We start from the raw sequence: 12574 nt of genomic DNA, 5'->3' as shown, positions 1-12574 counted from the left end.
GTGAGCCCTCAATGCGTCAGCCTTCTAACTCTTCCCGCAGCATTTCCAGTTCCAACCAGCGCTCCTCAGCGGCGTGCAACTCCGTCTGAAGCTGCGTGAGCGCATCCATGGCTTTCTGGAAGCGGGTGGGATCGCGGGCATAGAGATCCGCGTCGGCCAGGATCTCCTGCACCTTGGCGATCTTGGCCTCGGTCTCGCTCATGCGCTTCGGCAACGTCTTGAGATCGTGCTGCTCGTTGAAGGAGAGCTTGCGCTTGTTCTGTGCGGGAGCCGCAGCGGCGGGCTTGTCGGCGTTCTTGGGCTTGGCTTCCTTCTCGACGACGCGCGCCTGAACGCCGCGGCCCCGCTGGGCCACCATGTCGGTGTAGCCGCCGGCATATTCGAGCCAGCGCCCCTCGCCTTCCGACACGAGAACAGAACTCACCGTACGGTCGAGGAAGTCACGGTCGTGGCTCACCAGGATCACGGTGCCGGAATAGTCCTGGATCATCTCTTCGAGGAGATCGAGGGTCTCGAGATCGAGGTCGTTGGTGGGCTCGTCGAGCACCAGGAGGTTGGAAGGCTGCGCCAGGGCGCGGGCCAGCATCAGGCGGTTGCGCTCGCCGCCCGAGAGCACGCCCACAGGCGTGCGGGCCTGCTCGGGCGCGAACAGGAAGTCCTTCATGTAGCCGATCACATGCTTGGTCTGGCCGCCGATGGTGACGGTGTCGCCGCGCCCGCCGGTGAGCGTCTCTGCTACGGTTGCATCCGGGTCGAGACTCGCGCGGCGCTGGTCGAGGGTGACCATCTGCAGGTTGGAGCCCATGCGCACCCGGCCCTCATCCGGCGTGAGGACACCGGTGAGCATGTTGATCAGGGTGGTCTTGCCGGCGCCATTCGGCCCGATGATGCCGAGCCGGTCTCCGCGCAGAACCCTTAAGGACAGGTTGGACACGATGGGCCGGTCGTAAGATTTCGAGATGCCTTCCGCCTCGACCACGAGGGTGCCGGACTGCTCGGCCTCGGCGAGGCTCATGTTCACCGTGCCGACGGCGCGGTTGCGCTCGCGGAATTGCTGGCGCATGGCGTGGAGGTTGCCGAGCCGGCGCACGTTGCGCTTGCGCCGGGCGGTCACGCCGTAGCGCAGCCAGTCGGCCTCGGCCACGAGCTTGCGCCCCAGCTTGTGATGCTCGGCCTCTTCCTGCTCCAGCACCTGATCGCGCCATTCCTCGAAATGGGCAAAGCCCCGCTCCATGCGCCGGGTGCGGCCGCGATCGAGCCAGACGGTCGCCTCGGAGAGACTCTCGAGGAAGCGCCGGTCGTGGCTGATGAGCACCATGGCGGAGCGCAGGCTCTTCAGTTCGCCTTCCAGCCATTCGATGACAGGCAGGTCCAGGTGATTGGTCGGCTCGTCGAGGAGCAGGATATCGGGCTCGGGCGCCAGCACATGGGCGAGCGCCGCGCGGCGGGCCTCGCCGCCGGACAGATCTGTGGTCCTCTCCTGGCCGGTCAGCCCCAGCTGCTCCAGCAGATAGCGCGCCCGATAAGGCTCATCGCCCGGCCCGAGACCCGCCTCCACATAGGCGAGCGTGGTGGGATAGGCGGTGAGGTCCGGCTCTTGGGCCAGATAGCGCACGGTCGCCCCCGGCTGGACGAACCGTTTGCCGCGATCGGCCTCGATCTGCCCCGCGGCGATCTTGAGCAGGGTGGATTTGCCCGAGCCGTTGCGGCCCACGAGACAGGCCCGTTCGCCCGGGGAAACGGAGAGTTCCGCACTCTCGATCAAAGGCGTGCCGCCGAAGGTGAGAGCGATATCTTGAAGAGACAGAAGAGGAGGAAGTGCCATTCCCGGTCACCTGACACCTCTTGGTCGCAGATGCAAGACGCGTCAGTTCTGTTACGGGGTGGACGGTCTCCCATCTTTGTGCTCCCCTGCTGAGGATAAGCTGAGCGTTTGAATGACACTGACGAAGCGTCTGCTCCTTTTGGCGTTGATCTCGGTTCTGCCGGCGATCGTCATCTGGACGTATACCGAGGTGTCCCTTCGCCGCGCCCGGGAAGCGGAGGTGAACGACCTCGCCATCCGGCAGGCTCAGCTGGTGGGCGCGGAAATCGAGCGGATCTTCGACGGTGTCCAGGGCCTTCTGCTCGCCATCGATGAGACCCGATCCATCCGCGGCTTCGACACGGAAATCTGCAGCCCCTATTTGAAGGCCGTTCAGGAGAAGGTGCCCTACATCCTGTCCATCGTCGCCATGGACATCAGCGGGCACATCCGCTGTCGACCGGCGGGCACCATCGACACCAGCTACTATTATGCGGACAGGCCATACTTCCATAACGCCTTGGGTCAGAAGGGATTTGTAGTCGGCGAGTATACTCCGGCCTTCGAGGAAGGCGGATTGGGGCAGCATCCGGTTCTGCCCCTCGCCCTGCCGATCTGGAACGACAGGGGCGATGTGGTCGGCGTGCTGGCCGCGGCCCTCGACCTGCGATGGCTCAGTCAGAAGCTGAAGGAGCGCACCGTGCCGGAGAACGGCTCGGTCACCGTCGCCGACAGGAATGGCATCGTTCTTGTGCAGGAGCCCCAGTCCGAGCGGTTCCTGGGCAGGCTGCTGCCGCAGGAGTTTTTGATCCAGGCGAGGGCCGGAGAAGCCAGAACCGCTCAAAGCACACTTCCCGATGGAATGAGGCGCGTCCTCGCACACGTGCCGCTGCAACTCCCGCCGAGGGACATCTACGTCAATGTCGGATTGTCGACAAAAGCCGCCTTCGACGGCATCAATCAGGCTGCCCGACGAGGCTTCATGCTGATCACGGCGGCGCTCATTATGGCGCTGTCCCTGTCGGCCCTGCTCAGCCGCGCCTTCATCACCAAGCCCTTCGAGACGGTGACCGGCGGAATCCAGGCCTGGCGGCGAGGCGATTACGGAGCGCGGATCCAGCTGCCGCGTAAATCCGGCGAGTTCAGCATCCTGGCCAAGGCCTTCAACGACCTCATGGATGATGTGGCCGAGCGTCAGCAGGCCCTCCAGGTGAGCGAGGAACGGGCTCGTCTGGCCCTGGAAGCCGGCCATATGGGGACCTGGTGGTACGATCCCGAGAAGAATGCCGGCGGCTGGTCCCCTCAGGCGGCTTCCATGATCGGGCTTCCCGAGACCATGTCGTCGATGAACCCAGAGGACTGGCTCGACATCCTTCATCCCGAGGATTTGGACCGCGCGATCGAGAAATGGCGAACGGCAGTCAAGAACCGAGGCGACTACGAGGACGAGTACCGCATCCGGAAGTCCAACGGGGATATCCGCTGGATCAACTCCAAGGGCCGCGTCTTCCTCGACACCCGGAAGAACCCCGTCTACTTCGTGGGCATCCTGTATGACATCACGGAGCAGAAGCATGCGGAGGAGCAGCAGCGCTTCTTCCTGAACGAGCTGAACCACCGGGTGAAGAACACGCTGGCGACGGTGCAGTCCATCGCCTCGCAGACCCTGAGGACGACGGAATCGTCGGCCCAGTTCAAGGAGGCTTTCGAGGGCCGCCTGCTGGCGCTGTCGAAGACACACAACCTGCTGACGCGGCAATCCTGGCGCGAGGCCGAGCTGCGCGATGTGGCGGAGCAGGAACTGGCCCCTTATCGCAAGGCCGGCGACGAGCGGGTCGTGCTGGAAGGCCCGGACGTGAAGCTTCCGGCGCGCTATGCCATCAATCTCGGACTCGTCCTGCATGAGCTGGTGACGAACGCCGCCAAGTACGGGGCGCTCTCGACCAGCGCAGGTCATCTCGAAGTGGCCTGGTCAGTCATGGAGAGCGAAGATCGCTCGAAACAGCTTCGCATTCGTTGGATCGAAAGTGGTGGACCGCCCGTCGCGCCGCCCAAGCGTCAGGGCTTCGGTTCGCGCCTCATTCGCCGCAGCATCGAGGGCGAGCTGGGAGGCAACATGGCGCTGAACTTTGCCGAGAGCGGTGTGGCCTACGACATTTCCGTGCCATTGGCCCAGCCGACTAGCGCAGCAGCATAGACAACAGGCGGTTCATGCGGCTGCCATAGGGCGCTTTCGTCATGCCGGCACCATTGAAGCGCGCCTGCCGAAACACCGAGCGGGCATGGCTGAAGGTGCGGAAGCCTGCCTCACCGTGATAGGCACCCATACCGCTCGGTCCCACGCCGCCGAAGGGCAGCTCTTCCTGCACGCAATGCAGCAGCGTGTCGTTGATCGCAACGCCGCCGGAACGAGTGCCTGCGAGGACGCGCTCAGTGAGCGCCTTGTCGTGGCTGAACAGATAGAGCGCCAGTGGATGCGGACGTGCGTTGATGAAGCGGCAAGCGCTCTCGACATTGTCGTAGGAAATAACAGGGAGGATGGGGCCGAAGATCTCCTCCTGCATCACCTGAGCATGGTCAGACACATCGGTCAGCACGACAGGTGCGAGCTTGCGATGCGCCGCATTCAGCGTCTCGCCGCCCGGATTGATGTCGTGTACGTGTGCGCCGCGTTCTTGTGCGTCGGCGATCAGGTGGCGAAGGCGCGCATGATGCCGCTCGCTGATGATCGCCGTGTAGTCGGGATTGGCAGCAAGGGTTGGATACAGTTCTGAGACTGCATCTCTATAGGCTGTGACGAATGCTTCCTGCTTATCACTCGGCACCAGCACGTAGTCGGGCGCGATGCAGGTCTGGCCTGAATTGAACAGCTTGCCGACGGCGATCCGCTCCGCCGCCTTCTCGACGGGGTAATCCGAGGCGATCAGCGCAGGCGATTTTCCGCCAAGCTCCAGCGTCACCGGCACGAGATTGCCGGCCGCCGCCTGCATGACCTGGCGCCCGACCTGCGTTGAGCCGGTGAAGAGCAGGTGATCGAAAGGAAGATGCGTAAACGCCTTCGCAATGTCTGGCCCGCCCTGCACCACGGCCACTTCCGCCGGATCGAAGACCTCAGCGATCACGTCCTCCATCAGCCCGGAGGTGCGTGGCGTCATCTCGGAGGGCTTGATCATCACTCGGTTGCCCGCCGCCAGCGCTCCCGCGAGAGGCGAGAGCGCAAGCTGAACCGGATAATTCCACGGGCTGACGATGCCCACGACACCGAGCGGCTGGTAGAGGATACGCCCGGAGCCGGGCTGGAACATCCACTGGATCGGGCGACGCCGCGGCTTCATCCATCGGCGGAAGTTTTTGCGCGCATGGCGCAGGCTCGCGATCACCGGATAAAGATCGGCGAGCTTCGTCTCGTGCGGCGAGCGATGCCCGAAATCGGCCGCGATGGCCTTGGTGAAGCCGTCCGCATGGCGCAGGAGCGCCTCGGCAAGCGCGCCGAGAACCTCGTCGCGCCGTTCAGGCGACAAAGCCCCCTGCTCCATCCAGGCACGTTTCTGGGCGTCGAAACTGGCCTGCAGCCGGTCTTTCACCGGATTGGGAACGGCATCGTGCACGTGTCGAGGGCTCCTCTGGGTCCTGGCTATGATATGGCTAAGCGAACATCATTCTCAACACGGCATCGGCCGGAATGGATTGACGGGGCGTAAGAGATCGCAAGGATAACCCTTTGATCCGTCCCGCAGGAGAACGACAGTGAACAGCCCCGCCCCCGTGCTGTCGATCGAGAATCTCTCCATCGGCCTGCCGGCCCTGGCCGATCGCCAGCACGCGATCAGGAACCTGTCGCTCTCCATCAATCCGGGAGAGACCCTGTGCGTGGTGGGCGAATCCGGCTCCGGCAAGTCCATGACCGCCATGGCGACCATAGGCCTGCTGCCGGGAGGCGTCGAGGTTCTGTCGGGCAGGATCAGGCTGGGAGGTCGCGATCTCTTAGGCCTCGACGAGGCCGGCTGGTGCGATGTTCGCGGCCGCGAGGTCGGAACGGTGTTTCAAGAGCCCATGACATCCCTGAACCCGGTGATGCGGGTGGCGGACCAGATTTCCGAGACTTTCCGGGCCCATGGGCTGCACACGCCTGCCGAGCGGGACAGGCGTGTGCTCGACCTCCTGACGGAGGTGCACCTGCCCCACCCGGAGCTGATCGCCAAAGCCTATCCGCACGAACTCTCCGGCGGCCAGCGCCAGCGCGTGATGATTGCCATGGCGCTGGCGCTCGAGCCGAAGCTCCTCATCGCCGACGAGCCGACTACTGCTCTCGACGTGACGACGCAGGCCCAGGTTCTGAAGCTCATCGACAACCTGCGCCGCAAGATGGGCACGGCGGTGCTGTTCATCACCCACGATTTCGGCGTGGTGGCCGAGATCGCCGACCGGGTTGCGGTGCTGCAGCACGGCGAACTCGTCGAGGAAGGAACGGTCGAAGAGGTGCTCACCCGCCCGCAGCACGCCTACACCAAGCGGCTCCTAGCCGCCGTTCCCTCGCTTAAGCCTCCGGCTCCCAAGGCGCTGACAGGCGAGCCCATCGCCATCAAGGTCCATGACCTTACGAAGACCTATGGCGGCCGTGGCTTCTTCCGCAAAGGCCGCGAGGTGCATGCGGCCGACGCGGTGAGCTTCGACATCCGCCGAGGCGAGACGCTCGGACTCGTGGGCGAATCTGGCTCCGGCAAGTCCACCGTGGGGCGCTGCGTGCTGCGGCTGATCGAACCCGACGGCGGCGCCATCACCATCGGAGATATCCCGTTCGGCACCCTGTCCCAGCGCGATCTGCGGCCCCACCGGCGAAAGATCCAGATGGTGTTTCAGGACCCCTTCGCATCTCTCAACCCGCGCCGCACCGTCGGGCGCATCATCGCCGAGGGCCCGGTCACGCAAGGAACGGATCCGGCCAAGGCTCTCGACGATGCGCGCATCCTGCTGGAGAAGGTGGGACTTCCGGCCCAAGCCATCGAGCGCTACCCGCACGAGTTCTCCGGCGGCCAGCGCCAGCGCATCGGCATCGCCCGTGCGCTCGCCATGAGGCCGGATGTGCTGGTGGCGGACGAGGCCGTCTCGGCTCTCGACGTGTCCGTTCAGGCCGAGATCCTGAAGCTCTTGAAAGGCCTTCAGGAGGAGTTCGGCCTTGCCATTCTGTTCATCACCCACGACTTACGAGTTGCCGCCCAGATCTGCGACCGCGTGGCTGTCATGCAAAAAGGTCGGATTGTGGAAATGGCCGAAACCGCGCAACTCTTCGCGCATCCGCGGGATGCCTATACCCGCCAGCTCCTGGCCGCCGTGCCGGGCATGCACACGATGATTTAGGGAGACGACACCCGTGAACGATCAGGTCAGCGCGTCGGTCGCGCCCAACATGGTGTTCCAGAATTTCATCGGCGGGCGCGACCGCCCTGCCTCCGACGGCATGACACTGGACGTGTTCTCGCCCGTCGACGGCACGCTCTTCGCCCGCATCGCCTCCGGAACGCCTCAGGACATCAATGATGCCGTGAGGGCTGCCCGTGAAGCGCTCAACGGCGCCTGGGGCAAGCTGACAGCGACCGAGCGCGGCCGTCTGCTCGTGAAATTGGCTACGGTTGTCGAAGCCCATGCTGATGAGCTTGCGCTTCTGGAGAGCCGCGACAACGGCAAGCCGCTGCGCCAGTCGCGTGCCGATGCCATTGCGCTCGCCCGCTATTTCGAATTCTACGGAAGCGCCGCCGACAAGCTGCATGGGGATGTGATCCCCTATCTCAACACCCATTTCATCGGCGTTGAGCGCGTGCCGCACGGAGTCACCGGGCATATCGTGCCCTGGAACTACCCGATGCAGATTTTTGGGCGCTCGGTGGGCGCGGCGCTCGCCGCTGGCAACGCCACCGTGGTGAAGCCCGCGGAGGATGCCTCGCTGACGATCCTGCGCGTATCGGCGCTCGCGCGCGAGGTTGGGTTCCCGGATGGAGCACTCAACGTGGTGACGGGCCTCGGCCGCACGGCAGGCGCGGCCCTCGCGGGCCATCCCGGCATCGATTTTTTGTCCTTCACCGGCAGCCCTGAGACCGGCACGGCCGTTCAGGTTGCGGCAGCGCAGAACCATGTGGGCGTGACCCTCGAACTCGGCGGCAAGTCGGCCCAGGTGGTGTTCGACGACGCGGATCTTGAGCGAGCTCTGCCCACCCTCGTCAACGCCATCATCCAGAACGGCGGCCAGACCTGCTCGGCCGGCAGCCGCCTGCTGATCCAGCGCGGCATCTTCCAGGATGTGGTCGATGCCATTTCCGAGCGCTTCCGCACCTTGCGCGCCGGGCATCCCGAGAGCGAGCCCGATCTCGGCCCCATGATCAACCAAGCGCAGCAGCGCCGCGTCCTCGGCTATCTCGAGCGCGGCCGTAACGAGGGGCTGACCATCGTGGGCGAAGGCGTGGTGGCGCTCGATGCGCCTCCCGGAGGCTATTACGTGGCGCCCGCCTTCCTCGCCCCCGTTCCGCACGAGAGTATCCTGACCCAGGAAGAGGTCTTCGGCCCGGTCCTGGTGGCGACGCCCTTCGAGGACGAGGCGGAGGCGATCCGGCTCGCCAACGGCACGCAATACGGGCTTGCAGCGGGCATCTGGAGCCGGGATGGAATGCGCTCCACCCGCGTCGGCCGCGCCATGCGCGCCGGCCAAGTGTTCGTGAACTGCTACGGGGCCGGCGGCGGCATCGAGCTGCCCTTCGGCGGCTTCGGCCGCTCGGGCCATGGGCGCGAGAAGGGTTTCGAGGGTCTGATCGAGTTCACCACGACCCGAACGCTCGTCATCGCGCACGGATAATTCAACACGTCTCAATCAGGGGAAGAAACATGAATCGCCTCGAAGGCAAGGTGGCGCTGGTCACGGGCGCCGGCTCCGGCTTCGGCTTAGGTATCGCCGAGACATTCGCCCGTGAGGGCGCCAAGGTTGCCATCATCGACATCAACGAGGCGGCGGCCAAGAGCGCCGCGGAGAAGATCGGTTCTTCCGCCATCGGATTGGCCGCGGATGTGTCGAAGGCCGCAGATGTGAATGCGGCGGTCGAGAAAACCGTCTCCGCCTTCGGCAAGCTCGACATTGTGGTCAACAATGCGGGCATCAGCCACCGCAACCGGCCGATGCTGGAAGTCGATGAGGAGGACTTCGACCGGGTTTTCGCGGTGAACGTGAAGTCGATCTACCTCTTCGCCAAGGCGGCCGTTCCGCTGATGCAGAATCAGGGCAGCGGCGTAATCATCAATGTGGGCTCCACGGCTGGCCTGCGTCCGCGTCCCGGTCTCACTTGGTACAACAGCACCAAGGGCGCCGTGCACACCATGACCAAGTCCATGGCCGTGGAACTCGCCCCCAGCCGGATCCGCGTCTGCGCCTTGGCCCCCGTGGCCGGCGAGACGCCGCTGCTTGCCACCTTCATGGGCGAGGATACGCCCCAGAAGCGCGAGCAATTCGTCAACTCAATCCCGCTCGGTCGCTTCTCCACCCCGCAGGATATCGCCAACGCCGCCCTCTACCTCGCCTCCGACGAGGCCAGCATGATCACCGGCGTGGTGCTGGAGGTCGACGGGGGACGGTGCATCTAGGCGGAATCCCTGCTACTCTATCACAGGAGTTCGGGGCCTCGACGGCGACCCGCAAATGAGGGGTTGCCTAATGAACCTGGAACTGTCGCTGGCATTCCATAAGGCCATTGAGGCCGGGGATCTCAAGGCCATCAAGACCGTCCTCGGCGACACTCCCACTTTCCCGAACGGGCCGCTGCCCTGCGACATCTTCATTCACGAGGAGTATTGCCTCGACTATGCGATCTATCACGGCATCATCTCTCTGGTGAAGGAGCTTCTGGAACTCGGCGCTGATCCGAATTACCCATCCAGCGATGGCTTTCCGTCGCTGTTCGCCGCCATGGGATCAGGCAAGGAAGACCGGCATGAACGCTTGAAGCTGCTGCTGGACCATGGGGCGGACATCCAGCAGCGCGGCGTCAACGACTACACGCCCCTGCACCAGGCGGCCTGCATGGACGATGCGGTGGCCATCGAGATCCTGCTGCAGCGTGGCGCCGATCCGAATGCCCGAACCAGAATAGATCATTGCGCAACGCCGCTTGAGGAGGCGGAATACTTCGGCCATCGTCAGGGTGCCGAAGCGCTGCGAAAGCTCGTGGGCCTTGGGTCGTAAGAGCCTCGTTCAGGCTGAAACTACTGCTTCTGCCACTCGAACGGAAGCGGCGCCTCCTTGAAGGCAAATCTGTCGAGGTGAGAGGCGACGACACCCTTCATCCGCTGCAGCGTCTCGTCGTCCTCTGCCTCCACCTTCACTGTGAGGGCTTCGAAATCCGCCGTCATGGTGGCAACGGCAGTCGGGAAGCGGACAATGCCCTCGTTCTCCGACAGCTGGACATCCAGCTTGTGGCTCCAGTGCTTGCAGAGCTGCTGGAGGTATTTGGCGCCGTTCGCGGTCGGCACTCGGGCCGTCTCAAGAGCCATCTCGAAGCCTTTCATTGCCGCCAAAGCCGTTCAGAGGAGCTGGCCCGCGGGTTATTCGACAAAGCTGCTTAGGCTTCTGCCCGGCTGAAGTTAAGTGAAGAATCCGTAATGACGCTCTTCCATCCGGCGCCATCCTGCGTAAGCTGGCGTCACCGCGACCTGTCGCAGCCCACACCGGATGGAGTTCAAGCCTGATGACGAAGCGCCTCCTGACTGCCGCCCTCCTCCTCTCCGTCAGCGCTCTTCCGGCCTTTGCCGCCAAAAATTCCCTTGTGGTGGGCATGCCCATCGAGCCGCCGGGCCTCGATCCGACTGTCGCCGCACCCGTCGCCATCCGCGAGGTCACCTGGGTCAACCTCTACGAGGGCCTCGTGCGGATCGACCGGACCGGCAAGGTTCAGCCGCTCCTGGCGAAAAGCTGGGAGGTTTCGCCCGACGGACTGACCTACACCTTCCGCCTGCAGGAGGGCGTGAAGTTCCATGACGGCTCCACCTTCGACTCGGCGGATGTGAAATTCGCCTTCGACCGTGCCCGCGATCCGAAGTCGACGAACGCACAGAAGCAGATCTTCGCGCCGATCACCTCCATCGAGACGCCCGATCCGGCCACCGTGGTGATCAAGCTGAAGGAGACTTCTGGCAACTTCCTCTACTATCTCGGCTGGGGCGATGCGGTGATCGTGGCTCCGGAAACTGCCGCCAGCAATGCGGCCAACCCCGTCGGCACCGGGCCGTTCAAGTTCAAGTCCTGGACCCGCGGCGACCGGGTGGAGCTGACGAAGAATCCCGATTACTGGCAGAAGGACAAGGTGAAGCTGGAGAGCGTCACCTTCCGCTTCATCAGCGATGCGCAGGCTCAGGTCGCGGCGCTCAAGGCCGGTGACGTGGATGCCTTCCCGAATCTCGGCGCGCCGGAGCTCTTCGCCGAGTTCCAGAAGGATAACCGCTTCAAGGCGGTGGCCGGCAATACGGAAGGCGAGACGGTCGCCGGCCTCAACAGCGCCAAGAAGCCCTTCGACGACGTGCGCGTGCGCCGCGCGCTCATGCATGCAGTCGACCGCAAGGCGCTGATCGAGGGTGCCTATTCCGGCTTCGGCCAGCCCATCGGCAGCTTCTTCTCCCCGAACAATCCAGCCTTCGTGGATACCACGAACGTCATTCCTTACGACGTCGAGAAGGCGAAGGCGCTGCTGAAGGAAGCAGGTCACGGCAATGGCCTGTCGATCACCATCAAGTCGCCCCAGATGGCCTATGCCAGCCGCTCGGCCGAGCTGCTCTCGGCCATGATGGCGGAGGTGGGCGTCGAGCTGAAGATCATCCCGACCGAGTTCCCGGCCAAGTGGATCGAGGAGGTGTTCAAGAACAAGGATTACGACGTCACCATCGTGTCCCACACGGAGCCGCTCGACATCGAGATCTTCGCTCGCGACAGCTACTACTTCAATTACAAGAACGACAAGTTCAAGGCTCTGGTGGCGGAAGCCGCCAAGACCACGGACGAGAAGGCGCGTTTCGCGAAATATGCGGAAGCGCAGAAGATCCTCGCCGAGGACGTGCCCGCCCTCTTCCTGTTCCAGCTGCCGAAGCTCGGCGTGTGGAACGCGAAGGTGCAGGGTCTGTGGGAGAATTCGCCGATTCCGTCCAACGACGTCACGGAAGTCTCCTGGAGCGAGTGAGACAGGTGCAGTCAGGATCATGACGAACGCTTGGATCACGGATATTTCGAACAGACCTTCAGTGAGGCAACGGAACCGCGCGCGGTCGTTACGCCGAAACCTCACTGAATCTGAGAGAAAACTCTGGTGGCACTTGCGATACCGACTCCTTATGGAGCGGGGGCACTTCCGCCGTCAGGTTCCGATTGGTCCTTATATGACAGACTTCTGTTGTCTGGCATCCAAGTTGATCATCGAGGTCGATGGAAATCAGCATGGCTACGACGTCAATGCTGCTCACGATGAGCACAGGACGAGCTATCTTGAGAACCACGGATTTCGGGTAATCCGTTTCACAAACAGAGAAGTGATGACCGCTATCGAGGGTGTTCTGGAGACGATTCTGGCCGCGTTGAACGCAGGCTCCCTCCCCCTTGCGGGGAGGGATTAAGGGTGGGGGTCGGAAAGTCAGAACATCATTCTCGGTTTAGAGAGTACAAAGACGACACAGCACCACTTTCGGTGTGGGGCTCACCCGGTCAAACTACCCCCACCCCTACCCCTCCCCGCAAGGGGGAGGGAAACA

Annotated in this window: 10 protein-coding genes; 7 read left to right on the top strand and 3 right to left on the bottom strand. The window is 63.7% G+C overall.

All coding sequences use genetic code 11. The features are described from left to right. Positions 1-16: 16 nt before the first annotated feature. Positions 17-1825: an ABC-F family ATP-binding cassette domain-containing protein gene (locus VB618_RS02450; protein ID WP_329794906.1), complete on the bottom strand. Its 1809-nt coding sequence runs from the start codon at positions 1823-1825 to the stop codon at positions 17-19. 112 nt (positions 1826-1937) lie between these two features. Here VB618_RS02450 and VB618_RS02445 point away from each other — a divergent pair, with 112 nt between their 5' ends. Beyond that, complete coding sequence (locus tag VB618_RS02445; RefSeq protein WP_329794905.1) at positions 1938-4001, top strand: sensor histidine kinase; 2064 nt, start codon at positions 1938-1940, stop codon at positions 3999-4001. On the opposite strand, the gene VB618_RS02440 is transcribed toward VB618_RS02445, so the two are convergent. Beyond that, entirely contained in the window at positions 3985-5412 is a 1428-nt protein-coding gene (locus VB618_RS02440) for a coniferyl aldehyde dehydrogenase (protein WP_329794904.1), read from the bottom strand. The two genes, VB618_RS02445 and VB618_RS02440, sit on opposite strands and share 17 nt — an antisense overlap. Positions 5413-5551: 139 nt before the next feature. Between VB618_RS02440 and VB618_RS02435 the strand changes: the two genes are divergently transcribed. The 4 genes from VB618_RS02435 to VB618_RS02420 all read left to right on the top strand — a co-directional run bounded on the left by VB618_RS02435 (position 5552) and on the right by VB618_RS02420 (position 10025). Further along, the gene (locus VB618_RS02435) at positions 5552-7162 is read left to right on the top strand and encodes an ABC transporter ATP-binding protein (RefSeq protein ID WP_329794903.1); all 1611 of its coding nucleotides are present in this window, start codon (positions 5552-5554) and stop codon (positions 7160-7162) included. A 13-nt stretch (positions 7163-7175) separates the two neighbouring features. Next, on the top strand, positions 7176-8648 hold the full coding sequence (locus tag VB618_RS02430) for an aldehyde dehydrogenase family protein (protein ID WP_442931616.1): 1473 nt from the start codon (positions 7176-7178) through the stop codon (positions 8646-8648). A 29-nt stretch (positions 8649-8677) separates the two neighbouring features. After that, positions 8678-9427 (top strand): SDR family oxidoreductase, encoded by a 750-nt coding sequence (locus tag VB618_RS02425; RefSeq protein WP_329794902.1) that lies wholly within the window; start codon positions 8678-8680, stop codon positions 9425-9427. A gap of 70 nt (positions 9428-9497) precedes the next feature. After that, on the top strand, positions 9498-10025 hold the full coding sequence (locus tag VB618_RS02420; protein ID WP_329794901.1) for an ankyrin repeat domain-containing protein: 528 nt from the start codon (positions 9498-9500) through the stop codon (positions 10023-10025). A 20-nt stretch (positions 10026-10045) separates the two neighbouring features. Here the strand turns inward: VB618_RS02420 and VB618_RS02415 are convergent, their stop codons facing one another. Further along, positions 10046-10333: a DUF2218 domain-containing protein gene (locus tag VB618_RS02415; protein ID WP_329794900.1), complete on the bottom strand. Its 288-nt coding sequence runs from the start codon at positions 10331-10333 to the stop codon at positions 10046-10048. A gap of 194 nt (positions 10334-10527) precedes the next feature. Between VB618_RS02415 and VB618_RS02410 the strand changes: the two genes are divergently transcribed. Then, positions 10528-12009 carry an ABC transporter substrate-binding protein gene (locus VB618_RS02410; protein WP_329794899.1) on the top strand — a complete coding sequence of 494 codons (1482 nt, stop codon included), beginning with the start codon at positions 10528-10530 and terminating at the stop codon, positions 12007-12009. 19 nt (positions 12010-12028) lie between these two features. Then, a complete protein-coding gene (locus VB618_RS02405) occupies positions 12029-12439 on the top strand; it encodes an endonuclease domain-containing protein (RefSeq protein WP_329794898.1) in 411 nt (136 codons plus the stop codon). Positions 12440-12574 lie beyond the last annotated feature (135 nt).

The organism is Microvirga sp. CF3062 (assembly GCF_036314045.1).
In the GTDB taxonomy this organism is placed as follows: Bacteria; Pseudomonadota; Alphaproteobacteria; order Rhizobiales; family Beijerinckiaceae; genus Microvirga.
This window is presented reverse-complemented; position numbering and strand designations above follow the sequence as displayed.